Raw genomic sequence first — 25932 nt, 5'->3', positions numbered from 1 at the left:
ACTCCAGTAGTCGCTTTCTTATTTTCAAAAAAACGCAAACGGTTCCACTGGAGGTCCTATTATGTCTGTAACGATTAAAGATGTCGCAAAACGAGCGGGCGTATCCCCCTCCACCGTCTCACGGGTGCTTTCCAATCATCCTAGGATCAGCCGCGAAACCTCGCGGAAGGTGAAAGAGATCATGGAGGAAATGGGCTACCATCCCAATATTATGGCCAAGAGCCTGGTTTCCAAGACGACGGAAAGCATATGCGTGATTCTGCCGAAACCAGCGGAAGAATTGTTCCTCAACTTATTCTTCATGGAACTGATCCGCGGGATCGTCACCCAAGCGAACCGCTCCGGATACGACGTCGTTCTCAGTTCGGGCGGCAACGAGAAGGAAGAAGTCGAAGCCGTATCCCGGCTGCTTAACGGTCGCCGCGTCGACGGCGCCATTTTGCTTTACTCCAGGCAGGACGATCAGGTGGTCGATTTTCTCAAGTCCAACAACTATCCGTTCGTGCTTGTCGGCCGGAGCGAGAAGTACCCGGACCTGTTATCGGTCGATACCGATAATGTGCAGGCGGCCTATGATGCAACCAAGCATCTGATCTCCCTTGGACATCAACGGATCGGCTTTGTCAGCGGCCCGCCTAACCTGATCGTCTCTCAGGACCGGATGAAAGGCTATGGCAAAGCGCTTGCCGATGCCGGTCTGGAGATGAGAAAGGAATGGATTGTCGAAGGCGAGTTCCTTCAGGAGAGCGGCTATCGCGCCATGTCCTTTTTCATGAACCTGCCTGAACGTCCGACGGCGCTTGTCATTGTTGACGATATTGTATCCTTCGGCGTGCTGCGGGGGCTGCACGAACTGGGGTATAAGGTTCCCGAAGATGTATCCATTATCAGTTTCAACAATATTTCATTGACCGAACTATCGACCCCGCCGCTGAGCAGCGTGGATATCGGTATTTACAACCTGGGTTATACCGCTTCCCAAGCGCTGATCCAGACCATTCGTAACAATGACAACACGATACTGCCGCACCGCTATATCATTCCGCACCGGTTGATGATCCGCGAATCCTCGATGTTTTCGCCGCCGAAATCTTAAGGTTTGGATAACCATGGCGGAATACACGAAGTATTATCAAAATAAAGAAGCATCGTGGTGCTTCCTTTATTTTTGCAGCTTGGTTCAAACGTTTGCACTAATTCATTAAGGAGGATGATCATGTCAACCCTATCCGCTTGTTTATTTGATCTTGACGGCGTGCTGGTGGACACCGCCAAGTATCACTACATTGCCTGGAAGCGTCTTGCCGGAGAGCTTGGCTTTGAATTTACGGAGCAGGACAATGAACGCCTGAAGGGTGTAAGCCGCATGGCTTCCCTCGATATTCTGCTTGAGGTTGGCGGAATCACGCTCGATGAAGACGCGAAGCTGGCACTAGCCGAGAAGAAGAATGCTTGGTATGTCGAGTATATTTCCAACATGGACAAATCCGAGATTTTGCCTGGAGCCCTCGAATTTATCCAAGCGCTGAAGGACCGCGGCATCAAGGTTGCGCTGGGCTCCGCCAGCAAGAACGCGATGCTGATCCTGAACAATACCGGCCTGACTCCTTACTTCGACGCTATCATCGATGGAACGAAGACTGCCCAAGCGAAACCGGATCCCGAGGTTTTTACGCTGGGAGCCCGCGAGCTTGGCGCCCGGCCTGACGCCTGCGTTGTATTCGAGGATGCCGAGGCTGGAATCGAAGCCGCCATCCGCGCGGGAATGCGGAGCGTCGGCATCGGATCGCCTGAAACCTTGGGGCGCGCCAACATCGTTCTTCCCTCCCTGGAAGGATTCACGGTGGATCGTCTGCTGGAGTTGTAAGCGAATGAGACTTACGGCATCAGGTAGTTTAAATCCCATATAGAACTGCAACCATTTTTCCTAAAAACAAAGGAGCCGATGATTGTGAAACAATATTTAAAGCTTGATGAATGGTCAATTATTGAGGAGGGCTTTGATCCTCGCACGCATGAGATCTCGGAGAGTATCTTCAGTATCGGTAACGGATTTATGGGCCAGCGCGCCAACTTCGAGGAATCCTACAGCGGTTCCTCCCTGCAAGGCAGTTATATGGCCGGCGTGTATTATCCGGATAAAACCCGTGTAGGCTGGTGGAAGAACGGTTATCCCGAATATTTTGCCAAAGTGCTGAACAGTACCAACTGGATTGGCATCGGCATTGAAATCGACGGTACGCCGCTGGATCTGGCCAAATGCACGGTGAAGGATTTTGTGCGCGAGCTGAATATGAAGGAAGGCTTCCTCTCCCGCAGCTTTACCGCCGTCATGGAAAACGGCAAGGAGCTCAAGGTTGAAGCTGTCCGTTTTGTCAGCATTGTACGCCACGAGATCGGTGCCATCCGATATGCCGTAACCCCGCTTAATTTTGCTGGAGAGCTTACGGTTACGCCTTATCTCGATGGCGATGTGAAGAACAAAGATTCCAACTATGACGAGAAATTCTGGCTGGAGGTATTTAAGGAAGCCGCTCAAGGCTCGGCCGCATTAACCGTAAAGACCAAGAAACTCGATTTCCATGTGACCTCCGTCATGTCATACAGCATCCTTAAGAACGGCGCGAAGCTGGATCTTCAGGCCGAACTGGTGGAAAAAGAGAAGTATGCGGCGAACCGCGTAAACGTATCCGTGTCCGAAGGCGAAGCCATCACCATCTATAAATATGTAGCCAACGTCACATCCCGCAATCATGGATTCGGCGAATTGGTGGATGCCGCTCGTGCTGTGCTGGAGCCGGCGGTCGAAACCGGATTTGAGCTGCTGCTGAAGGAGCAGGCGGATGCGTGGGGCGACAAATGGAAGGAAAGCGATATTGTCATTGAAGGCGATGTGGCGGCCCAGCAAGCGATCCGCTTCAACATCTTCCAGCTGAACCAAACCTACAGCGGCGAAGACGACCGTCTGAACATCGGGCCGAAGGGCTTTACCGGGGAAAAATACGGCGGCAGCACCTACTGGGATACCGAGGCTTATTGCCTGCCGTTCTACCTGAGCACCGCGGACGCCAGCATTTCGCGCAACCTGCTGATCTATCGTTATAAACACCTGGAAAAAGCGAAGGAAAACGCCAAGAAGCTCGGCTTTACCAAAGGCGCCCTCTATCCAATGGTGACGATGAACGGCGAGGAATGCCATAACGAGTGGGAAATTACGTTTGAAGAAATCCACCGTAACGGCGCGATTGCCTATGCCATCTATAACTATGTCAATTATACGGGCGACTTCTCTTACCTCGGCCAATACGGCCTGGAAGTGCTCGTCGAAATTTCCCGCTTCTGGGAAGAGCGCGTGAATTACGTGCCGGCGAAGGATCAGTACATGATGCTCGGGGTCACCGGTCCGAACGAGTACGAGAACAACGTGAACAACAACTGGTATACTAACCGCATCGCCAGCTGGACGATGGAATACACGCTTGACGTGCTCGAATATTTGAAAGAGAACGAGAATTCCCGCTATGCCGAGCTTACGGCGAAGCTGGGGCTGCAGGATGTCGAAACGGCCAAATGGCAGGATATCATCAGCAAAATGTACTACCCGGTAGACGAGGAGCTCGGCGTCTTCCTGCAGCAGGACGGTTTCCTCAACAAGGAGCTGGTCCCGGTGAAGGAATTGGATCCAGCCCACCTGCCCCTGAACCAGAACTGGTCCTGGGACCGCATTCTGCGCTCGGTATACATTAAGCAGGCTGACGTGCTGCAAGGATTGTTCTTCCTTGGCGACCAGTACGACTTGGCTACGAAAAAACGCAACTTCGACTTCTATGAACCGTTCACGGTGCATGAGTCCTCCCTCTCGCCTTGCGTACACTCCATTCTCGCGTGCGAGCTTGGGTACCAGGAGAAGGCGTACGAGATGTACCTCCGTACAGCTCGACTGGATTTGGACAACTATAACAACGATACCGAGGACGGCTGTCATACAACCAGTATGGCAGGAACCTGGATGTCCGTTGTGCATGGCTTCGGCGGCTTGCGCGTGAAGGACGGCGTATTGCATTTGAATCCATTCATTCCTGGTCACTGGTCTTCCTTCTCCTTCAAGGTGATGTTCCGCGGTTCCCGCTTGAAGGTCAACGTCAAAGGCAAGGAAACCATCATTGTCAACGAAACAGATACGCCGGCTGTCCTGAACGTGAATGGCAAGGAGTACAGCATCGACGGATTTGGAGAGGTCAAAGCCGCAAGATAACAGGCATACGTCTACAAAAACAACCGAGTTATATAAAAACAAGAGCCCTGGAGAACGTTCCAGGGCTCTTGTTTTTACAGAGTACGGGCTCCTTCAGGGCATCATCACTCCTTCTTAAAAGACCCGTTTTCAACCACGCCAAGCCTCTAGAATGTCTGAACTCAGCCAAAGGCTGTGACAAACTGCAAAGCTCCGCATCCCGATAGCGGGGGAAATACCGATTATGTATGCTATGAATAGATGAGTTGAGAATGAGGATCACGCGGAGGCCGTTCAGATGGCTTCCCAAACAGATACCCCTGCGAGAGCTCGATCCCGATTTCTCGGCAAAAATGAAACTCCTCCCTTCTTTCAATGCCTTCTGCCAGCACCATGGCCCCAAAATCATGAGCCTTGTTCGTGATCACTTTGAGCTGCTCCTGCTGTGCGGGATTGCGATCGCAATGATCGATCAGACTCCGGTCGATCTTGACATAATCCGGCTTAAGCTTAATCATCTGCTCCAATGTGGAATAACCTGCACCAACGTCATCCATGGCTACCGAGATTCCATGACTGCGATACACCTCGAAAATCGATTGCAAATGCTCAACATCATCAATCTTCTCGGTTTCCACGACCTCAAATACGAAATCCCTCGGATCCAGGTGGAGCCTGTCTATGGTATGAAAGGTGTGGCTTAGACACATCTGCGCATCATATATGGAGGATGGCAGGAAGTTCACGAATCGCTTAACGCCGATGGGAAGCCACTCGGCACTGGTCTCGATGGCACTGGTTCGTGCCGCCCGGTCCAGGAATGCATGCAATCCGGTTTTACGGGCTGTCTCAAACAGCTCATACGGCTGGAACCTGGCTCCCCACTCTACCGGACGAAGGAGAAACTCGTAGGCAAAGATCTGCTCAGATGAATCCACGATGGGCTGCATATAGCTCGTGAACTGCTTATGTAAAATGATACTTACCATATCGTAATGCTCCATCTGCAGTTCGAACTTCTGCATAGGGGTCCAAGAATGCCGGATTTGCGGAGCTTCTCCACCGGTAACACAGAAGGACAGCTCTTGACGAATCTTCAGCGGAAGGGGCTGCAGACACTTTATCATGGAGATCAGGTCCGCACGTACCTTGTAGTTTACAGCACAACCCTCATTGTTCTCTTGTACCGCGTAGCCGTTCACTGCCAGCAACTGAATAAGCTCACCACTTGCAGGCTTTATATGAATGGTCCCCTGGTCCTCAATCGGTTCAAAGGTGCTGCAATTGTCGCAAATCATGTTCGTCCTCCTTGGCAAGCTAGCTCTCACTATGCTTCTTATCGGCATTTTGAATATGATTTCTTTGCATTTTATGGATTTTATATCGAAGTTATGACCTATTTTAAGAGAAATGCGCAAGATTCGTGCAATGATTACGCTAAATTCTACAAAAATCGACTTTTATTGCTTGTAACAACGCACTATCAATACGATGGTCATGCTTGATCTACTCAAGCTTTTGATCCAAAAGCTGCAGCAGCATCGTCCGCTCCACATCAAAATGCCAAGGGGCGTTCCGTTCCTTCGCCGCATACATCGCGGCATCGGCGCGACCAATCAGCTCCTGGTCATTTCTGGCATGATCCGGATAAACCGCAATGCCGATACTCGGCGTGGTTCGGACTTCATGCCCTTCCAATTCGTATGGCTCGCTAAGCATCGTCCAGATCTCCTCCGCCATCCAGATCAGCTCCTGATCCTCACCAGCCGGATGGATCATAACGGTGAATTCGTCTCCTCCTAAACGGGAAACCAAAACTCCCTTAGATTCAAGGGATTGAAGCCGGTCTGCAACCTTTCGAATCAACAGATCGCCGGCACGGTGGCCGTATCGGTCATTGACTCGTTTGAAACGGTTCATATCCATATACAGCAAGCCTACGCGGGAACCTGCGCGGTCCGCCTCCTTCAGCGAGCTCGCCAGCCTTGCATTAAAATAACGGCGATTATACAGCCCCGTGAGATCATCACGATGTGCCAGGGCTTCACTCTGCATCAGACTTTCATGCAGTCGGTCAAACAAACGGTCGTTCTCGAACTGGATTAAAATCTGCCTGAATAGAATCAGGATCACGCACAGGGATAGACCGGTAAACAGTCCAGTCCATCCTCCAAACCGCAGCGCCATAAGGGCAACCATCCCGCCAAGCACGCTGTAGGGAAGCAGATACCTTACGACCAGGTTTCCGACTGAGCGCGGCTCCCGCTCGCCAACGGACGGTTTACGGGAATCAGGAGCGGACTGCCCACCTGCGAAACTAATGAATAATACCGATATCGTATAGAGTGGATGCAGGTAGGAGCGAAGCTCGATATCCAAAAGATCAACGAGATAGATGTACAGAACATCCCCGGCAATATAAGTGCTTCCGCCGAGACATAACAGAATGGCCGCCCATTTCCCTAACAGTCCGGTATTAAAATATAACACCAGCGTAAAAAAGATAAGTACCATTGCACACAGGGGATACAGCATGTCCACCCAAAGGTTTCCCCATATTGCCTCATGGGCCAGACCCTGAAGCTCAGGCTTGATGAAATATTCCCACCCTACCGTCATGACGGCAATGCCAACAATCACGATATCCAGCATAAACCGGAGTCCCCGAAGCGAACCTTGAACATGCCGGAATAAATAAATGAGAGAGCTTGCGAACAGAATGAGTTCAAGTCCCCAGAACAAATGGGTTAGGATCGATGAGAAAGCGCTCTCTTTTCCAAACCAAACATAACAAGCATGAATGATTCGTGCCGCTGCATCCCCCATCAATCCGAGACTAACAATAAGCCAAAACCTGCGAAGATGAACCTCATAACGCCGACTAATCCGCATTAAATAAACGGAGGCGGCTACAGGAGGAATTATGACTAGAACACGCTGAAGCGATAAAGCCTCAGGCATCCACAGAGCAATCATGATTTGAATGAATGCATATATCATGGCGAGTCGAATCCACAGATGATCTGCTGGAGTTGGACTCATAAGCATTCCTCCTCGGCCAAAAGGTAAGCTGGATCGCTTTCGTATGTTAGGTCTTTTGAATTAATCTCTCTATTTCTCATGATACTTTTTACCCACCCAAAAGTAAAGATGAGGAAATGAAAGAAAAATCATCTTTATCAGCCCCACCCTAAACACAACTCCCACTTGACGTATAGGGATTATGTGATAATATTTCAGTCATATCTCATATAGATAGATCGGAAAGGGAGTTGAACCATGTCACAGAAACGATTGGATCATGTTGGTATTGTTGTCCGGGACATAGAAGCTACAATCGCCTTCTATACATCCGTAGTCGGACTAGAACTAAAGGATCGCCTAACCCATACGAATGGCGTCATCCAGCTGGCATTCCTCGGTTTTAACGGCAGCAACGAGACGGAAGTCGAGCTTATTCAGGGATACAGCAACTCGCTGCCTGCGGAGGGCACCGTTCATCATTTTGCAGTCAGCACGGATAACATTGAAGAGGAATATGCCCGGGTTCAAGGACTTGACGTTCCTCACTTGGACGAGGAAATCGTGACGCTCCCGAATGGTTTCCGTTATTTCTTCGTGCATGGTCCCGAAGGGGAATGGATTGAGTTCTTCCAGCGATAACCTCAATATAGAAGCCTTATTCAAATCCTTTATTCCGTGAAAGGTTCATAGGATTAATTAATCCTTCCCATGGCAAGTGTTCTGAGCAAAGACCTGCCTCGCTCGCGCTCCTTCGAACTAGACAGGTCTGGTGTGTTAGGACTATAATAGCGGATGTAATGATCAAAACTTCATAAATACCGGGGGAGCTGGATTTGGCCGGCTGAGAGTGTATCCGATATGATACTGACCCTTACACCTGATCTGGGTAATGCCAGCGTAGGAAGCCCATGTTTGCGGCAGCTTTTTATTTGCCGTGGTATACACTTACGCCGTCATGCGTCCTGATATCATCAGGGCGTTTTTTTGTGGAGTTGCGAGGTAATAGAAAGAGAACTCAAAGGAGAGAAGAAACGATGAAGAAGGGAAGATGGATTCCGCTGCTTCTCGCTTGCGTCCTGCTTATGGTCGCGTCCGGATGCGGTACAAGCGGACAGAACAAGAAGACAGGTGCCGAAGGCGAAGGCAGTCAGACCCCCGGAAAACTCCGTGACGTTCAGCTGATGCTCGATTGGTCCGCCAATACGAATCACACCGGCCTGTATGCAGCGAAGGAGCTTGGGTATTATGAGGAAGAAGGGCTTAATGTCCAGATCGTCCAGCCGGGAGCAGGCGGAACGGATACGCTGGTCGCATCCGGTAACGTGCCGTTTGGCATCAGCTATCAGGAGGGCGTAACGCTGGCCAGAACCCAAGGATTGCCGCTCGTTTCCATTGCAGCGATCATTCAGCATAATACGTCCGGCTTTGCCGCCCCTAAGGACAAAGGCATCGCGAAAGCAGGCGATTTTGAAGGAAAATCCTATGGCGGCTGGGGCTCGCCTGTGGAGGAAGCCGTCATGAAATCCATCATGGAGATCGATGGCGCCGATGTCAGCAAGGTGAAAATGGTCAATATGGGCGATGCCGATTATTTTACGGCCGTCAAACGCGACATTGATTTTGCCTGGATCTTCTATGCTTGGACAGGTATTGAAGCCGAGCTTCGCAATGAACCGCTTGACATGATTTATGTGAAGGACTACTCCGAGCAGCTTGATTATTACACGCCGGTTATCGTGACGAACGAGAAGCTGATTCAGGAGGACCCCGAGCTTATCAAAGCGTTCATGCGGGCGACTTCAAAAGGATACGACTATGCGATTCAACATCCAGAAGATGCGGCAGCCCTGCTGTCGAAGGCGGTTCCTGACCTGGATGCCGAACTGGTTCTCGCCAGCCAAAAATGGCTGAGCCCCCGTTATCAGGATGATGCATCCCGCTGGGGTGAACAAAAAGCCGAAGTATGGTCGGGATATGCAGACTGGATGTTTGAGCGTAAGCTGCTGGAGAAAGAGCTTGACGCTGACCGCGCATTCACCAATGATTTTTTACCGGAGCAGCCATAAGGTTATTTCTATTTAAAAAGAAGAGAGACGACGTTTGCGGAAGGCTGTCTCTCTTCCATTACAATATAGCTTGCACGAAAGGATGAGTTTACATGGCGAATACGCTCTTGAGCATTCAAGTGATACCGAGAACGCCAAACGGGGCCGACAGCATCCCTTATGTAGATGAAGCGATTAAGGTCATTCAGGAATCAGGCGTGAAATACGAGGTTCATGCACTCGAAACGACCATGGAAGGAGAGCTCGCCGAGCTGCTCAAGATCGTTGAGCGCATGCATGAAGCGCTGGTGAATGCGGGAAGTCCCAGCATCATATCCCAAGTCAGAATCGCCCATCATCCCAGCGGCATCAGCATGGATAAGCTGACTGAGAAATACCGTCCATGAGAAGCTGGTGGAGTTCGGTTTGGCCGCCCGTTGTGGCGGTCCTCTTCTTTTTGGCGGTATGGCAGGCCGCAGTATCCATATTCGACATTGAACCTTTTATTCTGCCTGCGCCGACGGCCATCGGGCATGAGGCCGTTACCGGAGCTTCCGGTCTCTTCCAGCATACAGCGGCCACCCTGCAATTAACCCTGATCGGATTTATGATCGGTACGGCGATCGGACTAGTCATCTCGCTGGCACTGCACATGGTGCCTTTTCTCAAAACCGCTCTTTATCCGCTTCTTATTCTTAGCCAGAATGTGCCGACAATCGCCCTTGCCCCGCTTCTCATGATATGGTTCGGCTTCGGCATGCTGCCCAAGGTTATCGTGATTACGCTGGTCTGCTTCTTCCCCGTCGCTGTTGCGGCCCTGGACGGACTGGCCCGTACTGACCGAACCATGATGAATTACATGCAGATGGCGGGGGCTTCCTCGTGGCAAATTTTCAGCAAGCTGGAGCTGCCGCATGCGCTTCCTTCCATCTTCTCCGGGATTCGAATTGCGGCCACCTATTCGGTCATGGGTGCGGTTATCGGGGAATGGATCGGATCGGACCGGGGAATCGGCCACTACATGATGCTGCAAAAATCCGGCTACCGCACGGATCGGGTATTTGTTGCCATCCTGGTCATCGTCCTGCTCAGCCTGCTGATGGTGCTGCTGATCACCCTGCTGGAGAAGCGGCTCATCCGCTGGAATCGAAAAGGTTAAATCCCATGAATAGACGTTTCGAATCTTATATGATAGGAGGCCATTTGTCGATATGACACATCAAGTACCCCTGACGGTCCAGGACGGAGCTGACCCGTCGGCTGCTTCGGTCTCAACCGCACCTGCCCTCGAGGTTCGCAGCCTTCGAAAAACCTTCCGTGACCGGCGCAGCGAAGTGCATGTTCTGGATGGCCTTTCGCTTCAAGTACAGCCCGGGGAATTCGTCTCCTTAATCGGTCCTTCAGGCAGCGGAAAGAGCACGCTCTTCCATATCATTGGGGGGTTAACAGCTCCGGATGCGGGCACTGTCCTCATGGACGATCAGGACGTGACCGGGGAAAAAGGCCGCATCGCCTACATGCCTCAACAGCCGGCCCTGTTCCCTTGGCGTACGGTGGAGGACAATGTGCTCCTTCCCGAGGAGCTGAGAGGCACCTCGAAAGCCGCTGCCAGGGAACATGCCCGCAGCTGGATGGAACGTGCCGGACTCAGCGGCTTCGAAAAAGCATATCCGCACACCCTCTCTGGCGGAATGCAGCAGCGAGCAGCTTTTCTGCGCGCACTGATGAGTCCGCAGGAAGTTATGTGCCTGGACGAACCGTTCAGTGCATTGGATGCGTTAACGCGCAGCGATATGCAGCGCTGGCTGCTCGATATCTGGGAGGATACGCGCCGTTCGGTGCTGATGATTACCCACCATATCGAGGAGGCGCTGCTCCTCTCGGACAGCATCTATATCTTGTCAGCACGGCCCGGAACCATCCTGAAACGGGTAGAAGTCCCTTTCTCCCGTCCGCGCCGGGAAAACATCCTGATGGATCCGTCCTTTATCGCATTAAAAACCGATATTTCCGCCATCATGCGGGAAGAACAGCACAAGCGCTGACCGATGAAGGCCAGCGTAATACATACATCCATGAGGGGCAAAGCGCTTCGTGGAAGCTTGCAAGCGAGGTGATGTCACGATGAAATCATTCATGCCGAGTAAAGCGAATTTCCCCCTGATCGACACTCATATTCATCTGGACAGTTATTCGTTATCCGATCAACAAGCGATTCTCGCGGATATCCGCCATCATGAGGTTCAATCCGTCATCTCTGTCTCCATGCATCTGGCTTCCTGCAAGCGAAATCTGGAGCTGGCCAGGCAGTACGAACCGATGGTGCGGCCGGCTTTCGGTTATCATCCGGAGCAGCCCCTCCCCTCCTCTGACGAAACCGAAGAGCTGCTGGATTGGATGGCAGAGCATGCTAATGAGATGATTGCCGTAGGAGAGGTGGGTCTCCCCTATTACGCCAGGCTGGAGGCTGAATCGGAAGGCCGACCTTGGGATAACCGCCCTTACGCCTATCTGTTGGAGCAATTTATAGCTTTTGCTAAGAAACATCATAAACCGGTGATTCTGCACGCTGTATATGAAGATGCGGATATCGCATGTGATTTGCTCGAAAAATACGGCGTCACTCGTGCCCATTTTCATTGGTTTAAGGGCTCCGGTGACACCTTGCAGCGGATGGCGGATAACGGATACTATATTTCCTTTACGCCCGACATCCTCTATGAGGAAGAAATTCGCGCTATGGCACGCAGGTATCCGGCTCATCTCGTCATGACCGAAACCGATGGGCCTTGGCCCTTCGAAGGTCCGTTCACCGGACAGATGACCCATCCTCGGTTGACAGCTTCTGTAGCTTCGGCATGGGCTGAGCTTAAGGGGCTGTCCATACTTGAGGCCCGCCGGATTTTATATGAGAACGCCGCGAGACTATACGGTCTATAAAAAAGAATCTTCATGCAGGTCAAGTCGGTTGCTTAGGCAATCGGCTTGTTCTCTTTAAGAAGAAATCGGTTATATTGATTAATCAACTCATCAAGCACGATCGATTGTCTGAGGACTTTGGGATGATTAAAGTCACGATACCGCTGCTTCATCTTATGAAGCTTATGCCGTTCTTGCTCGATATTAAACTTTATGCCTTCCTTCGTTTCCATGACTTTATATCCTCCCCTCATGTAATATTTTATGCTTTAATGTAAAATTATAGGATGTTTAATGTTAGACATCAGAAATATGACATGGAGGGCTTATTCCTGTTATTCACGCCAAAAAAACCACAATGCCAACCGCAGCATTGTGGTTTTGGGTTCCATTATTTAACGTACTTCTCCTGATATGCCTTTGACATCTCGTCTGTAATTTCCTTCATCTTCGGATCACTCTTGATCGTTTCGATCAGTTTATCGTATGATTCAACCGGTTCTTTGCCCGTGATGACCATGACCCGCATATCCTCCACTTTCTTGGAAAGCTCGGGATAGTATTTGTTGTAGGCTTCCGAATACAGCTCTCCCGAGGGGTTCGGAACCTTGACCGTCTTGCGCTCTGTGACGATCTCTACGTTCCGCTCATATACTTCATCCGGCATCCCTACCGCGCTGATAGCCATATCATCGCTGACGAGGTGAATCATATTGTTCAAGTTGCCGTCACCCGTCTTATCCACGGCGGCCTGCGGCGTTGCAACCTTCTTCCCGTTCTCCACGTTGTAATGGACCCCTTCGATTCCGTAAGTCAACATTTCATTGCCTTCCTGACTATAACCATAGTCGAAAAACTCGAGGATCTTCTTCACTTTTGCCTCCGGCACTTTCTTCGGGATCAGGTATACTCCATAATACGGCGATCCTGAAGGCGTATACTTCACCCCGTTTGTATTCTCCAAGTAAGCAAGCGGCATCAGATCGGCCTTGGGATCAACGCCTTTAACAGCTTCGCCGGTCACCCAGGCATGGTTCATGGACATGCCCCCTACCCCTGCCTTGGCGCTTCGCATCGTATCCATTACCTGCGAGAACTTCATGATAGCGAAGTCTTTAGGGAACAATCCCTCATCGTATGCCTGTTTGATCCACAACATGGCCTCCCTAGACTCGTCCGACGTCATAATCGGAGTCAGGGTATTATCGGGTTGAAGCTTCCAGGCCCCTTGCGTCTCATTAAATATATTATAAATATAGGCGAGAGCCCCCGGATTTGCGGCATATGGAATCTCATCAGCCTGTCCATTACCATTCGGATCCTGTTCCTTAAACGCCTTTAATACGTTATGGAACTCATCCAGCGTTTTGGGTGTTTCCAGCTGAAGGGCATCCAGCCAGTCCTTGCGGATCATCGGGAACACTCCGCCGCCATAGCTAGGATAATAACGAGGAATGACGATGTTCTTGCCATCCACCTTGGTGACTTCCCACATTTCCTTCAATTCTTCGCGGTTTAAATTAGGATAGTCTTTAAGAAACGGTGTCAGATCCCAGAAACCCCCCTGCTTCAGCATTTTCTGCAGCTGCGGGTTCTGCAACGTCTCCACGAAAGTAACCTCTGGAAGATCGCCGGATGCAAGCATGACATTGATCTTCTCTTCGGCCGTGGACGGCGACAGCCACGTAATATTCAGCTTGGTATTGGTGCGTTTCTCGAGCTCTTTCCAAAGTGCATTGGTGTTGTCTATGAATTCGGTGGCATAATTCAGGGTCTGTATCGTAATGCTTGTAGGTTCACTGCTGTCTGTTCCGCCTTCGTTGTCGCTCGGTGCACTTCCGTCACGGCTGCCGCATGCGCTAAGCAAGAGCGAGCTTGCCAAGAGCAGCACCCCCGACATTTTTAAAAACGACTTCCCCGGCTTGGTTTCCATTCTTTTCATCATTAGACCTCCCTTATAATGATACCTCTCTCCTGACTGATCATGATGACAGATAAACGTATATCGATTCATTCCTTGACAGAGCCTACCATCGCTCCTTTGGCGAAGTGTTTCTGCAGGAATGGATACACTAACATGATCGGCACGGTTGCAATGACGACCGCCGCCATCTTCAACGTTTCCGTTGGAACGGGACGGTTCACTTGGAAGGCGAATCCTCCGCCGCTCCCGGACCCCATCGTCGTTGGGTCCACAAGCATATTTTGCAGCAATACTTGCAGCGGCCACATCTTCTGGTCGTTAATAAACATCAGTGCGTTGAAATACGTATTCCAATAACCGACCGCAAAGAACAATCCGAAAGCGACCAGCGCCGGCAGCGACAGAGGCAAAATAATTCTCCAGAATACGCCGATATCATTCGAACCGTCAATCATCGCGGCTTCCTCCAGACTTTCCGGAATGCTGTCGAAGAACCCCTTCATGAGCAGCACATACCATGCGCTGGTCAAGCTGGGCAGGATAAGCGACCAGATGCTGTCAATGAGACCCACATTACGAACCACCAAATACAGCGGCACCAATCCCGGCGTGAAGAGGAAGGTGATTAGGATCATAATCATGATTGCCTTGCGAAACCGCAGGCGTTTGCGGGACACCGCATAAGCCAAGCCCCCGGTAACAAGCAGGCTGAGCAGCGTGCCGATTGTAGCCAGGAACACGCTCACGGAAATCGAGGTGACAAACAATCCGTTGGAGAGTAAATGCTTATAAGCATCCAGCGTCCATACCCGCGGCCATAATATCAGGCTTCGTTGATAATACTCCACCGGATCGGTAAACGATAAAATAACGGTATAATAAATCGGAAATATCGTGGCCAAACCGATGATCAGCAGCAGTCCGTTATTTACAAGACCGAACAGCCTGGTTTTCCATCCTTTCTCATGCATGCTTTTATTCCTCCTTGTCTTCACCCATCCTTTAGTACAAGCTTTCTTGACCGTAACGCCTCGCCAGCCGGTTGGCCGTAACCACCAAAATGACGCCGACAATCGATTTGAACAATCCGATAGCCGTACTGTAGCTGAACTCTCCCTGACGAATCCCCACCCGGTATACATAGGTATCGAACACTTCAGCTACATTGGTAACAGGTGCATTCATCATCAGATATATCTGTTCGAATCCCGTATCCAGAATCGTTCCCAGACGGAGGATCAGCAGTATCAGAATCACGTTGCGCATCGCGGGCAGGGTAATATGCCACATCCGTCTCATCCGACCCGCGCCGTCCATTACGGCTGCTTCATATAACTGCGGGTCCACTCCGGCGATGGCCGCGAGAAAGATGATGGTCCCCCACCCGACTTCCTTCCAAATGGATTGTCCCGTCAGCATCCCCCAGAAGTAGTTGGGGTTGGAGAGAATATCGATCGTCTCCCAATCCATCGAGATGAGCCACTTATTAAACAAGCCCTCCGATTGCGAGAACATAAGGTACGTAAGGCCATAGATCAATACCCAGGATAAAAAATGGGGGATATACACCAGAGACTGAATGGTCCGCTTATAGAAGGAATTTCGCACTTCATTCAGCATCAAAGCTAAAATGATCGGTGCCGGGAAAAAGAAAATCAAGCTCAGAAAGCTGATCGCCAGCGTATTGCGCAGCAGCATCCAGAAATCATCGTTGGAGAAGAACCGGGTGAAATGCTCGAATCCTACCCAGGGGCTTCCGAGCACTCCAAAGTACGGAGAATACTCCTGGAAGGCAATCACGAGATTCGTAATCGGAATATATTTGAAAATGATAAAAAAGATCAGACCCGGCAAGGCCAGCACGTACAAATACTTGTCGCGCACAACATCCGACCATATCCTCCCCCACTTCGTTTTGGATTTCACGGGAATGGGGGGGCTCCCGCTTCCTTTTGCCGACTGAACGGTTTCTTGTGCTTTCATCGATACTCCCTCACTTTCAGCCTTGTCATCTCGTTCAACATACCGTTCACGGAATGTAGTCCTAATGTAAACGGTTGCAGTATTCCCTGCAATTCCACTTTTTTTCCGTCGGCTCCAATCCCCCTCCCATTCGATGCACGGCACAGGGAAAGCTCGGTCTCTACGGCATTGTGGAACCTTTCGTTTCCTTGTATTGCACTTTTTTTCCACGGCAAACGAACGTCCGATTCGGTTAATCGGTCACGTTGACTCGAACTCGATTAGGAAGATATGATCTTTTCAACTCATCCACTCATTCGCTATGATAGTATGTAATCATTTTACCGGCTCGCTTCGATCAAGCCTTTGATTTGTCTATGCCAACAGGGGGTTAAAGTAATGAGGCAACAGAATCCTGAATCCGTTTTCAAAGGTATTATGTATTGGAGAAGCATCGCGCTTGCCGTTTTGTTAACATGCCTCCCCATCTCGGCCATAACGGCCGTTTACCTTTATGTGGGCAACCAGCATATGATTAACCAATATCAGCAGCGGAACGAAGAAGCCCTGGTTGACGCTGCGCGACAAGTAGACGAGCAATTCACCCAGTTAGTCCACTACGCCCTCAATATGGTGGTGAAGCCCCATTTCAAGCCTTCGTTGTCTGATATGGACTTTGTATCGGATATCGAGGAGACGAACGAGCTGTTCAATACTCTGAACCTGGTGGAGAATGCCGATCCGCTGGTGGATCAGGTCTATCTCTATATCAAAAAGCAAAATAAAATCATGGAGCCTGATCTCGGCCTGCGGACGCTGGATCAGGAACAGGATGCGTTAAACTTCAACAGGCTTATGGAAGGAGATACGGACATGTTCTGGGTCCACGACCTGGAGCGGCCTTTTAACAAGGATAAATCCTCTCACGCGCTTGTCATGCGACTTCCCTTCAACGGTCATACGCCCTACGGCGCGATCGTCATCTATATTGATCCGTCGAAGCTGCACGTCATTCGCAATAGCGAGAATCTCTCGTTCCTGCTGGACGACCATGGTCACGTCATCGGAGAGTCGGGGATGAGCCGCAGCATGCCGAAGGCGATGAGCGCGATTCAGGAACAGCTGAAGCTACCGGAGAATGCCCGGAGTGCGAATCATCTGCGATTGAAGGTTCCGGTCGACCAGGATGTATTACTGGTGAATACCGTTCAATTCGAAAAAATGCAGCAAAGTTGGACCTATGTTTCCGGCACGCCGCAATCGAAAATCATTGCTCCAACGAAGCCGTATACTCATATCATCCTGATTTGCTTTGCTTTTGCGCTTGCGGCATCACTGGCTGTAAGCTGGTTTGCCTCTAAGAGCATGTATCGTCCTATCAGCAAGATGCTGAATATGATTGGCGGCGATCAGGCCAAACCGAGCGCGCGATACAATGAGCTTGATTACATTGAACACGAGTGGAAGCAGTACCGGTTCTCGCATGATACGCTTCAGAGCCAATGGAAGCGGTCCCTGCCCGCGATCAGGGAGGCTTATATCAATCAATTTTTGAGCGGACAAGCCGCCCACCTGACGGAGTCCGAATATGTGCTCAAGCTGCAAGAGATGGATCTTGACATTACCCATAAACAGTTCTCGGCCATCGTGCTTCAGCAGCATACCCACGGGGAGGATCGGACACCTCTGACAGAAAACGATCAGCATCTTCTCACGTATGCCGCTCTGAACGTGATCCAGGAGCTGGCAGAGGACATAAGCGCATATATGCATCCCATCAATTTCTTCGACGGCTCCTTCGGCGTCATCTTGATCGCTCCGGCCTCCCATCAAGCCGATGAACAATCGCGTTTGATGAAGGAGCTGTGCGATCAGATCATGCGGGCGTTGCGCGATACGCTCCGCATGTCGGCAACCATCGTATTGGGCGGACCAAGCTCAACCTGGACCGATGTTCCCCATATTCTCGAACAGGCCAAGCGGGCGCTGCATTACCGGTCCTTCGATGCAGGCAGTCAGCTGCTGGAAGCGGAAACCGTGCTTTCCCAGAAAACCGACTGGATCGACTTCCCGCTGGAATTGGAGCAGGATTTCATTCATACCTTGAATCTTGGGCTTCAGGGGGATGCGCTGCGTTCCCTAAGCCGCTTCGTAACGGCGCTTCAGGCCGGGGGAGGCTCGGAGTGGCATGTCCACCATGGCCTCATGCGGTTAATCACGAGCGTTCACCGGTCTATGCTGCAGGCTGGCTTAAATCCATATCAGGTGTACAATTTCTCCAATCTGCAGGAAGAGCTGTCCCTGCTCCGGGATCCGAAGGCCTGCGTGACCTGGTTCCAGAAAGAAATTATCGAACCCTACCTCGATCAGTTAACAAAGAACTTCAACAGCTCCATGAAATCGCTGGTCGAAACCGTGCTGGAGCAAATCGAGCAAAACGGGATGCAGGATTTGTCCCTGGATGCCATGGCCATGGAAGCCGGCGTCAGTGTATCCCAGCTGAGCAAAGCGTTTAAACAGATGACGGGCACGAATTATATAGACTATCTGACAACCGTACGCATGAACCGCTGCAAAGAATTGCTGCTGACCACCGATCTTCGCATTCACGAGATTGCGGAGGCCGCCGGATATCAGCCTCCCTACTTCAATCGTATGTTCAAGAAGCTTGAAGGGATCACGCCCGGACAATACCGTCAGCAGGGCATCGGCAAATAAATCGGCATATCATCCCGGTCAGCAATCTCCATATAAAAAGAGACCGCTGAAAAAAAGGGCTGTCCCTTGGTCCGTATTTCATGACCTTTTGGGACAGCCCTTTTTTATGTGTTATGACTTGCGTTCAAGCGTCGTACATGGCGGCGGACATGAGGTCCGTTATTCACAGAATAAGGCTCTCATTTTCGGATTATAAGCTACTTAACGGAACGCGTGTCCGATAGATCCTGCAAACATGAGCCATGGCGCAAATAACGGATCTGAGGTCCGATACTGTTACTGCCGTGGCTGCAACTAGTTCCGGCCTGCGGCTTGGAAGCTATGGTTAGACTTACAGTGCACGCCTCGCCTTCTACGCCACCAATCCCACATCAGCCAGGCATGGTCCGAGGCTGGCTGATGTGGGGTTGGGTCCATGGCGGAGCTTGGTTCCGTGGCCGGCTGATGTGGGATGGTCCGAGGTCGGGCTTGGTTCCGTGGCTACGCTTGGTTTCGAGGCCGGGCTTAGTTCCTAGAGCCGCTCCCCTTCGGAGTTTTCCCCATAAGAACATCCGTACCAGTCCTTGATTTACGAGAGCGCCGTACCCGTTCTCTCTGTCGATGTCTAACGCCCCATAAACCCTTTCCCCTTCAGGAAGTCCTTCATGTGCAGCCTCACCGGCTCTGCCAGGCGTTTAGCCATAAGCGCCGACCACGGCGTGTTGTTTTTGCCATGGGTACGCAGGGACAAGTATTCGGAAGAGGTACGATCGTAGTTCTTCACTTCTTCTATAGCCGCACGATTGTAGCTGTCGCGGTGCAGGACAGCCTCCACCGGAAGCCGAGGACGAAGCCCCGGCTCCTGGTCCGGGTAGCCCAGGCACATGCCAAATACCGGATAGACCAGCTCCGGCAGTTCCAAAGCCTCGGAGAACTCAGCAATGGAGTTGCGGACCCCGCCTATATACACGATGCCAAGACCAAGCGATTCCGCGGCGATCGCGGCATTCTGCGCAGCCAAAGCGGCATCCACCGTGGCCACGATGAAATTCTCGGTCGAATCTTCATACGTCTCTTGATCAACCGCGTGCGCCTCTGCGCTTTTTTTCAAACGATACAGCTCCGCGCACCACACCAGAAATACCGGGCATTCCACAATATACGCCTGATTTCCCGCTAAAGCGGCCAACCGCTGCTTCTTCTCTCGAGAGGTAACGGCAATCACGCTGTATGCCTGGACGTTGCTTGAGGTTGATGCCATCTGGCCTGCTGCCACAACGGCCCTAAGCTGCTCCTCTGACACGGGCTGATCCGAATATTTACGAATCGATCGATGGTTCATCAGAAGCGATATGGTATCATTCATCGGGGTATCCACTCCTTAGGCTGAAAGCATTGTTCCATCTATTATGAAACTTCGGTTTGAGCAGTGCAAGTTCACGCGATAGGTGACACCGCGCAAAAAAGCCGGCTTGCTGTCGTTCGCCTTCAGCAGCCGGCTCTATTTTTAGCCAAAGCTCACGGCTTCGGATTATTCCAGGGAATGTCTGGTTAGGACACGATATCGTAGCCTTGCTCTTCAATCGCTTCTTTTAATGCTTCAAGGCTGACCTTGTTTTCGTCGTATTCGATAGACACTGTATTGGATGCAAGATCGACTCTACCAGAAGCTCCCGCATTCTTCAGTGCGCCTTCCACCGAGTTCACGCAATGGTTGCAGGACATGCCTACCACTGTCAACGTCACTTGTTTCATGCCGTCGTCCTCCTATCATATAATGTCGTACCATTCAACCTTACTATACCCCTCATAAGTATGTAAAGCTCAAGAATTTGCTTCTTTCTGCAACAGAAACACGAAAAAAGTAGGAAGATTTATCCTCTCAATCTGTTATAATGTACATAATTCATTAGTTTCATACAGGAAGGGACAAGCTTTTTATCGGACCTTCCAATTTTCTTCATAAAATTTGATTTTTGTTGAAGGAATTACCAATTCGCTGTCGAACTATCTTATTACAGAGATAATGAACTATGAAAGTAGGAATTCTATCATGGTATTTGACGGCATCATACTCGGCTTAATTGTCGGGCTGTTCCGTGGCGGACTCCGTCATGGACTGCAGCAATTCAGTAAGATTCGTCTGAAGGGCGGCTTAATCTTTCCCATACTCCTGATTGTGCAGCTGCTCATATTCCGCTTTCAAGTGAACTCTGATTGGTTGGCAGCCGCAAGCGGCTACGTCTTTATGTTCATCTACGTTGCCGGCATGATCTTTCTCTGGATGAACCGGGATCAGAAAGGTTTTGGCAGCATCTTGGCAGGTGTCTTTCTGAATTTCCTTGTCATGGCAGTGAACGGTGGCAGAATGCCCGTTTCCATGAGCGCAGCCTCCGTGCTGGATCCCGTTTATGTGGACATGCTAATGGATGCCACAGCTACTACCAAGCACTATCTAATGGACGCCTCTACCCGCCTGTCTCTTCTTGGTGACATCATTCCGTTATCTCCACCCTATCCAAGAACGCAGGTAATCAGTATCGGAGATATTATCATGAATATCGGGATATTCTTCTACATTGTCCATCTTATGACTTCCGGGAAGAATGCCAATGTTCAAACCTTAATACGCAAATCCGATACGACTGAACATGCTGAACCGCAGAATTAATCATACATCATACCACCTGGAAAGGAGGGAGAACTATGAAGAAAACTGATAAAATTAAGTATTCCCGTATCGTATTGAATGCGATCATCGTTGCTTCCGTTGTTGTCGCTCTGACTTCCGGATACAGATTGGGATAACATAAACACTTAAAAAAAACAGGCTGGAATGCTCAGCCTGTTTTTTTACATCTTTTTCGTTGTTTTGCGACGGAATTTATCTTAAAATGTGGAGAATACACCATGCTTTTTAATTGAGGAGAAACCGTTATGTCCATATTCAAGCGTCCTAAGATATCCAGGGAACTTCCGGGACAGCTGTACTTTGTGTTCATTTCACTTATGGGCTGTATAACCTTTCTACTAGTACATCAAGGAGAATTCATATACTACTCTCCTTCACAGTGGGTATGGGTTTACGCAATGTTAGGCGCTGCCCTAATATTAAATTACTTCACCTTCCAGCTGCCGCCTGAGGGTAATTTGCAATCTATGGATTCTTCCGTTTATTTAGCTTGCATATTTATATATGGCGCCCCTTTTGCTCTATCGGTAATCCTATTTAATACTCTTGCAACAGCACTGTATGACAGAAAGATCCCTTTTTGGAAGCATTTTGTCAATTTCTCCATATACACACTCATGATTGTTGGTTCCTCATTTGTTTTCAAGGCAGCAGGAGGGCAATCGGGTCCTATCATCAATGATCATTTTGGGGCTTACCTTGGCGCCCTGCTCGTCTATTTCATTATTAACGTTTTTCTGCTTGGATTTTATTATTACTTGTTATACCGGGGATCTTTATACGACATTCTGAAGTCCTTCATTAAGGACACCCTGCTCGTTTATTTGAGCACACTCATACTGTCACTGGTCCTCTCCGTTCTTATCGTACATAACGGCGTATTCGGCCTCACCTTATTCATCGGCCTGAGTGTGATGCTCTCTTATTCCTTTAAACAGCTGTTCACGATGTATAACGAGGTACAGGAAAAAGCAATCAAGGATCAACGGACGAGCCTGTATAATCACAGTTATTTCGAAAGTTTACTGGAGGACGAGATCAAGAAAGCCAAGGCTAATGAGACGCCATTGTCGCTGGCCATGATCGATATCGATGATTTCAAGAAATACAATGATCAATTCGGTCACCTGAAAGGGGACATGCTGCTCGGATTTCTCGGCAATTACCTCAAGGTGGAATCCGAAACGGCTGAAGTGGTGGCCTCTCGTTTCGGCGGTGAGGAATTCACGATTCTCATGCCGGGCTACGATGACAACAAAGCACGTTCCTTCATTAACAGGCTCCGCAAAAAATTGAACGATACCTATTTTGACGGCGTTGAGATATTCCCATCCGGGTGTCTCTCCTTCTCTGCCGGCGTTGCGTCCTATCGGATTGACATCCATGACAAGTCACAGCTTGTCGAGCTTGCCGATCAGGCGCTGTACTATGCCAAGAAGCAGGGCAAGAATAGTGTACACGTATACGGGAGCGGCGCCGAAAAAGAATCCGAGATCGACTTCGCGGAGGACGTCCGTGATATCGAGCAGCAGCTGAAGCTGTTTTTGTATAAAGATGTGGATACGTTCAAACACTCCAAACGGGTATTCCGCTATGCCATGGACATCAGCGAAGTGCTCGGGCTCGATAGTGTGGAGCGGCGCACTTTTGTACTCGGCGCACTCATACACGATATCGGCAAGCTTGAGATTCCTTGGGGGATCTTGAACAAACGGGACAAGCTCACGGCCGGTGAATGGGAAACCGTCAAACGGCATGTCAGCTGGGGTAAACGCATCGCGGAAACGAACGAGAAGTTCAAGGAACTGGTTCCTTACATTGAATTACACCATGAAAGATACGATGGCGGGGGATATCCGCACGGCTTCAAGGGCAGCCAAATCCCCAAACTGTGCCGGATGCTGACCATTATCGATTCTTTTGACGCGATGACAACGGAAAGACCTTACCAGAAAACGAAAACCTTCGAGGAGGGAATTGAGGAATTGCTCCGCTGCTCAGGCACGCAATTCGATCCAGAGCTTGTTGAGCTGTTTATTCGTTATTTAAGACTCAAAGCAGAAGCGCAGCAGCAGCCTGCAGCGGGTTCGGAGACATCTTAAAGAGACCGATCCCCTCCGATTATCACCTCTTCATGTTTGATACTTCCCCAAATAAGGTATAAAGGTAGTATCATAACGATGAATGAGGTGAGAAACGGTGAATGACAAGAAAAAGGATCTCCCGCTTCACAACGGTCCCGGCAACATGGATCACCCTGAACAATACCCGACGGAACAAGAAAGCCTGTTCGATAAACATGAAAGCGAACAGCATGTGGACCCGATTCCGATGGAAGACGCCAGACTGGAGCGTCAGGAAGAGAAGCAGCGGGACGGGACGTCAAAGAAGCGTTCATCCAGCAATGATAAGTATCACAGCGGCTTTTAAAAGTAGGACTGACCTTGTCACTGCAGCGCAACTTGAAATTATGGGCTCCGTTTTGGCGGAGCCTTTTTATTTCACCGTCTTTTCTTTAAAATATAAGCGTGTGAATACGGATTTAAACTTAGAGATTATATACAGAGTGGAGTGGACCCTTTGTTTTCCATATGGACGTTAAACCGTGTGCAGCGAAGGATGCTGCTGGTACTGATTGCAGCGGTTCTGGTTATGTCATGTCTGCTGGTTCTTACCGGTCTTCATGAACGTTCCCCGAGCATAAGCAGTGTGATCGAAGAACGATATATCCAAAGTGCGGCCATGATCAGCCACCCCGGTGGAGAGCAGGAAGAACATATCTCCAGCGTCATGCCCGGTGTGCCGCTTATGATTGCCGGACTTACCGCCTTATTCGGAAGCATGGATGCCGCCCTGATTGCCTACCAGCTCCTCCAATGCGTCTTCCATGCATTTTCCGTATACTTGGTTTTTGTGCTGTCTCGCTACATGTTTAACACGCGAATCGCTTTTCTGTCATGTTTGATCTACGCGCTGTTCTGGCCGGCCTACGGCGCGGTCCGGCTGATCCTGCCGGATACGACCATGCAGACCTTAATGCTTCTTCTGGTCTGCGCCGTCATCGGAGCGCTAGAATTGAAGCAGGCTGGCTGGTACGCAGCTGCCGGCGCGCTTACAGCGCTTATGGCTTGTTACAACCTTCAAGCGCTGCTGTATCCTGTATTGTTCATTGCCTTTTGGATCAAGTACCGCAGTCCGGTCAAAATCGTAACCGGCGGGCTCCTTCTTATTAGCGCAGGTTATTTGCTCATCTTATCTCCATGGTGGCTGAACATCCCGCTTTTCAATCGTCTGATGTATATGTCCGGTCCGTGGAATCTTGCCTCGCTGTGGCTGGAATCGAGATACATCGAAGGCAACCCTTTGGTTCATCTCTTCCGGAGCATATATGCCGGCCGCACCTCCAAATATGCGGCTGCGATCGGAAACGAGGAGGCCAGAAAGGTCGTGCAATCCGCATTGGACGCCGTCCGTCTCCTCATGCTGTTTGCCGGGACAGCCGGCGTCATCTGGTCGGTTTGGAAATACTACCTGAAACGGCAGCTCCCGGTGCTGCTGACGCTGCTGTATTTTATAGCCGCTGAATGGTTGGTTCCCAGCCTGGACGGCACCGGATTTCCCTATGCGGTCTTCCTGCTCCTCTACGCTGCTTTTCTCGTGGACAAAGCGATTGTCTATGCCCATAAGACCCGCCTGCTTCGTAAGTAAGTAACGCGAAGCCTGTCATTCCAACATCATGTAACTTTTGCGTCTGTAAGCACTTATATCTTGTGCCTTCAGGCGTTTTTTTCGCGTTGTTCTAGAACCTTTCATGCTGATGAAACGTCTATATTATAACTTCGTGTTCGTATATCCCTGTCAAGAGAGGTGTCAGGTATGAAAATAAACCTTAAATTTATCGCCATTCTCAGTATCGCTGTGGCCAGCGTTCTGACGGTAAGCATCATACTCTTCTTCACGGATGCTTCGAATCGCTCGGGCCAGCATCATCGCATGAACGACAACATGAACGGACAGGCGCTGGTTCAAGTCGGCCCCACTTCCATCACGCATACCCATTTAACTGCCTATAAGAATAACCTCGCCATAGCACCGAGCCCCTCCCTGATGACGCTGCGTTCCTTAGAGAACTGGCAACAAAGGAATTGATGCTTCAATTGGCCAACGAACAAGGCGTTGCGGCGAGTCTGGAGGATGGTATTCAAAGGGCCAAGGAGCTTCGGAAGACGCTCGAAACCCAGCCGCGGCAGGTTCAAGAACAGCACTTGCGCATACTGGATACGATGGCATCAGCGAAGATCAATACTGGGAAGGCTACTCCTCGCCGGAACTGCGGGTCGGGGAAGTGCGGTTGTGGAACTGGACCGAGTGATGATCTTTTAGCGAAATTCGTTTGCTTCTACATGCGTGCTGACATTGAAAAAGGGTGCCCAGC

General features: G+C 50.2%; 23 protein-coding genes and 1 riboswitch. Of the genes, 15 read left to right on the top strand and 8 right to left on the bottom strand.

Translation table 11 applies throughout. The features are described 5' to 3' along the window. Positions 1 to 61 precede the first annotated feature (61 nt). From DP091_RS16430 to DP091_RS16420, 3 genes are all read left to right on the top strand, one after another. Positions 62 to 1096 carry a LacI family DNA-binding transcriptional regulator gene (locus DP091_RS16430; RefSeq protein WP_113059307.1) on the top strand — a complete coding sequence of 345 codons (1035 nt, stop codon included), beginning with the start codon at positions 62 to 64 and terminating at the stop codon, positions 1094 to 1096. A gap of 120 nt (positions 1097 to 1216) precedes the next feature. Continuing rightward, the gene (pgmB, locus tag DP091_RS16425) at positions 1217 to 1867 is read left to right on the top strand and encodes a beta-phosphoglucomutase (protein ID WP_113059306.1); all 651 of its coding nucleotides are present in this window, start codon (positions 1217 to 1219) and stop codon (positions 1865 to 1867) included. Positions 1868 to 1951: 84 nt separating this feature from the next. Further along, positions 1952 to 4255, top strand: coding sequence for a glycoside hydrolase family 65 protein (locus DP091_RS16420; protein ID WP_113059305.1), 2304 nt, complete (start codon positions 1952 to 1954; stop codon positions 4253 to 4255). 230 nt (positions 4256 to 4485) lie between these two features. On the opposite strand, the gene DP091_RS16415 is transcribed toward DP091_RS16420, so the two are convergent. Both DP091_RS16415 and DP091_RS16410 read right to left on the bottom strand, forming a co-directional pair. Then, entirely contained in the window at positions 4486 to 5532 is a 1047-nt protein-coding gene (locus tag DP091_RS16415; RefSeq protein WP_113059304.1) for an EAL domain-containing protein, read from the bottom strand. Between the two features lie 208 nt (positions 5533 to 5740). After that, positions 5741 to 7276, bottom strand: coding sequence for a GGDEF domain-containing protein (locus DP091_RS16410; RefSeq protein WP_113059303.1), 1536 nt, complete (start codon positions 7274 to 7276; stop codon positions 5741 to 5743). 237 nt (positions 7277 to 7513) lie between these two features. On the opposite strand from DP091_RS16410, the gene DP091_RS16405 reads away from it, so the two are divergent. From DP091_RS16405 to DP091_RS16380, 6 genes are all read left to right on the top strand, one after another. Then, positions 7514 to 7897 carry a VOC family protein gene (locus DP091_RS16405; protein WP_113059302.1) on the top strand — a complete coding sequence of 128 codons (384 nt, stop codon included), beginning with the start codon at positions 7514 to 7516 and terminating at the stop codon, positions 7895 to 7897. 171 nt (positions 7898 to 8068) lie between these two features. Beyond that, positions 8069 to 8179: riboswitch (TPP riboswitch) on the top strand. A gap of 113 nt (positions 8180 to 8292) precedes the next feature. Continuing rightward, on the top strand, positions 8293 to 9324 hold the full coding sequence (locus tag DP091_RS16400) for an ABC transporter substrate-binding protein (RefSeq protein ID WP_113059301.1): 1032 nt from the start codon (positions 8293 to 8295) through the stop codon (positions 9322 to 9324). 92 nt (positions 9325 to 9416) lie between these two features. Then, a complete protein-coding gene (locus DP091_RS16395) occupies positions 9417 to 9710 on the top strand; it encodes an MTH1187 family thiamine-binding protein (RefSeq protein ID WP_113059300.1) in 294 nt (97 codons plus the stop codon). Continuing rightward, on the top strand, positions 9707 to 10462 hold the full coding sequence (locus DP091_RS16390) for an ABC transporter permease (protein ID WP_113059299.1): 756 nt from the start codon (positions 9707 to 9709) through the stop codon (positions 10460 to 10462). The genes DP091_RS16395 and DP091_RS16390 overlap by 4 nt, the downstream gene beginning before the upstream one ends. A 52-nt stretch (positions 10463 to 10514) precedes the next feature. Further along, on the top strand, positions 10515 to 11348 hold the full coding sequence (locus DP091_RS16385) for an ABC transporter ATP-binding protein (RefSeq protein ID WP_113059298.1): 834 nt from the start codon (positions 10515 to 10517) through the stop codon (positions 11346 to 11348). Between the two features lie 79 nt (positions 11349 to 11427). After that, complete coding sequence (locus DP091_RS16380) at positions 11428 to 12243, top strand: TatD family hydrolase (protein WP_113059297.1); 816 nt, start codon at positions 11428 to 11430, stop codon at positions 12241 to 12243. A 32-nt stretch (positions 12244 to 12275) separates the two neighbouring features. Here the strand turns inward: DP091_RS16380 and DP091_RS16375 are convergent, their stop codons facing one another. From DP091_RS16375 to DP091_RS16360, 4 genes are all read right to left on the bottom strand, one after another. Next, entirely contained in the window at positions 12276 to 12455 is a 180-nt protein-coding gene (locus DP091_RS16375; RefSeq protein WP_113059296.1) for an aspartyl-phosphate phosphatase Spo0E family protein, read from the bottom strand. A 158-nt stretch (positions 12456 to 12613) separates the two neighbouring features. Next, on the bottom strand, positions 12614 to 14167 hold the full coding sequence (locus DP091_RS16370; protein WP_113059295.1) for an extracellular solute-binding protein: 1554 nt from the start codon (positions 14165 to 14167) through the stop codon (positions 12614 to 12616). A 65-nt stretch (positions 14168 to 14232) separates the two neighbouring features. Then, positions 14233 to 15117: a carbohydrate ABC transporter permease gene (locus DP091_RS16365; RefSeq protein ID WP_113059294.1), complete on the bottom strand. Its 885-nt coding sequence runs from the start codon at positions 15115 to 15117 to the stop codon at positions 14233 to 14235. 31 nt (positions 15118 to 15148) lie between these two features. Next, positions 15149 to 16129, bottom strand: a complete 981-nt coding sequence (locus DP091_RS16360; RefSeq protein ID WP_113059293.1) for an ABC transporter permease — start codon at positions 16127 to 16129, stop codon at positions 15149 to 15151. Positions 16130 to 16507: 378 nt separating this feature from the next. On the opposite strand from DP091_RS16360, the gene DP091_RS16355 reads away from it, so the two are divergent. Then, entirely contained in the window at positions 16508 to 18826 is a 2319-nt protein-coding gene (locus DP091_RS16355; protein WP_113059292.1) for a helix-turn-helix domain-containing protein, read from the top strand. A gap of 604 nt (positions 18827 to 19430) precedes the next feature. Here DP091_RS16355 and nfsA read toward each other — a convergent pair. Both nfsA and DP091_RS16345 read right to left on the bottom strand, forming a co-directional pair. Next, entirely contained in the window at positions 19431 to 20171 is a 741-nt protein-coding gene (gene nfsA, locus DP091_RS16350) for an oxygen-insensitive NADPH nitroreductase (RefSeq protein ID WP_113059291.1), read from the bottom strand. A gap of 185 nt (positions 20172 to 20356) precedes the next feature. Further along, positions 20357 to 20560 carry a cation transporter gene (locus tag DP091_RS16345; protein ID WP_113059290.1) on the bottom strand — a complete coding sequence of 68 codons (204 nt, stop codon included), beginning with the start codon at positions 20558 to 20560 and terminating at the stop codon, positions 20357 to 20359. 298 nt (positions 20561 to 20858) lie between these two features. On the opposite strand from DP091_RS16345, the gene DP091_RS16340 reads away from it, so the two are divergent. The 5 genes from DP091_RS16340 (at position 20859) to DP091_RS31920 (ending at position 25646) form a co-directional block, all read left to right on the top strand. Then, on the top strand, positions 20859 to 21476 hold the full coding sequence (locus DP091_RS16340) for a DUF5317 domain-containing protein (protein WP_113059289.1): 618 nt from the start codon (positions 20859 to 20861) through the stop codon (positions 21474 to 21476). 266 nt (positions 21477 to 21742) lie between these two features. After that, positions 21743 to 23599, top strand: coding sequence for a bifunctional diguanylate cyclase/phosphohydrolase (locus DP091_RS16335; RefSeq protein WP_113059288.1), 1857 nt, complete (start codon positions 21743 to 21745; stop codon positions 23597 to 23599). Between the two features lie 97 nt (positions 23600 to 23696). Further along, complete coding sequence (locus DP091_RS16330) at positions 23697 to 23927, top strand: hypothetical protein (RefSeq protein WP_113059287.1); 231 nt, start codon at positions 23697 to 23699, stop codon at positions 23925 to 23927. A gap of 150 nt (positions 23928 to 24077) precedes the next feature. Then, entirely contained in the window at positions 24078 to 25205 is a 1128-nt protein-coding gene (locus DP091_RS16325) for an ArnT family glycosyltransferase (protein ID WP_113059286.1), read from the top strand. A 168-nt stretch (positions 25206 to 25373) separates the two neighbouring features. Then, complete coding sequence (locus DP091_RS31920; protein WP_258394584.1) at positions 25374 to 25646, top strand: hypothetical protein; 273 nt, start codon at positions 25374 to 25376, stop codon at positions 25644 to 25646. Positions 25647 to 25932: the final 286 nt, after the last annotated feature.

This window comes from Paenibacillus sp. MDMC362, assembly GCF_003269305.1.
Classification (GTDB): Bacteria; Bacillota; Bacilli; order Paenibacillales; family Paenibacillaceae; genus Paenibacillus_AQ.
The sequence above is the reverse complement of the archived record's forward strand: the minus strand, read 5'-3'. Positions and strand labels throughout refer to the sequence as shown.

Bases quoted from the DNA above. Each gene is read 5' to 3' on its own strand.
- DP091_RS16430 (WP_113059307.1), top strand. From the start codon at position 62: ATGTCTGTAACGATTAAAGATGTCGCAAAACGAGCGGGCGTATCCCCC.
- pgmB (WP_113059306.1), top strand. From the start codon at position 1,217: ATGTCAACCCTATCCGCTTGTTTATTTGATCTTGACGGCGTGCTGGTG.
- DP091_RS16415 (WP_113059304.1), bottom strand. From the start codon at position 5,532: ATGATTTGCGACAATTGCAGCACCTTTGAACCGATTGAGGACCAGGGG.
- DP091_RS16410 (WP_113059303.1), bottom strand. From the start codon at position 7,276: ATGAGTCCAACTCCAGCAGATCATCTGTGGATTCGACTCGCCATGATA.
- DP091_RS16405 (WP_113059302.1), top strand. From the start codon at position 7,514: ATGTCACAGAAACGATTGGATCATGTTGGTATTGTTGTCCGGGACATA.
- DP091_RS16400 (WP_113059301.1), top strand. From the start codon at position 8,293: ATGAAGAAGGGAAGATGGATTCCGCTGCTTCTCGCTTGCGTCCTGCTT.
- DP091_RS16395 (WP_113059300.1), top strand. From the start codon at position 9,417: ATGGCGAATACGCTCTTGAGCATTCAAGTGATACCGAGAACGCCAAAC.
- DP091_RS16390 (WP_113059299.1), top strand. From the start codon at position 9,707: ATGAGAAGCTGGTGGAGTTCGGTTTGGCCGCCCGTTGTGGCGGTCCTC.
- DP091_RS16385 (WP_113059298.1), top strand. From the start codon at position 10,515: ATGACACATCAAGTACCCCTGACGGTCCAGGACGGAGCTGACCCGTCG.
- DP091_RS16380 (WP_113059297.1), top strand. From the start codon at position 11,428: ATGAAATCATTCATGCCGAGTAAAGCGAATTTCCCCCTGATCGACACT.
- DP091_RS16375 (WP_113059296.1), bottom strand. From the start codon at position 12,455: ATGGAAACGAAGGAAGGCATAAAGTTTAATATCGAGCAAGAACGGCAT.
- DP091_RS16370 (WP_113059295.1), bottom strand. From the start codon at position 14,167: ATGATGAAAAGAATGGAAACCAAGCCGGGGAAGTCGTTTTTAAAAATG.
- DP091_RS16365 (WP_113059294.1), bottom strand. From the start codon at position 15,117: ATGCATGAGAAAGGATGGAAAACCAGGCTGTTCGGTCTTGTAAATAAC.
- DP091_RS16360 (WP_113059293.1), bottom strand. From the start codon at position 16,129: ATGAAAGCACAAGAAACCGTTCAGTCGGCAAAAGGAAGCGGGAGCCCC.
- DP091_RS16355 (WP_113059292.1), top strand. From the start codon at position 16,508: ATGAGGCAACAGAATCCTGAATCCGTTTTCAAAGGTATTATGTATTGG.
- nfsA (WP_113059291.1), bottom strand. From the start codon at position 20,171: ATGAATGATACCATATCGCTTCTGATGAACCATCGATCGATTCGTAAA.
- DP091_RS16345 (WP_113059290.1), bottom strand. From the start codon at position 20,560: ATGAAACAAGTGACGTTGACAGTGGTAGGCATGTCCTGCAACCATTGC.
- DP091_RS16340 (WP_113059289.1), top strand. From the start codon at position 20,859: ATGGTATTTGACGGCATCATACTCGGCTTAATTGTCGGGCTGTTCCGT.
- DP091_RS16335 (WP_113059288.1), top strand. From the start codon at position 21,743: ATGTCCATATTCAAGCGTCCTAAGATATCCAGGGAACTTCCGGGACAG.
- DP091_RS31920 (WP_258394584.1), top strand. From the start codon at position 25,374: ATGAAAATAAACCTTAAATTTATCGCCATTCTCAGTATCGCTGTGGCC.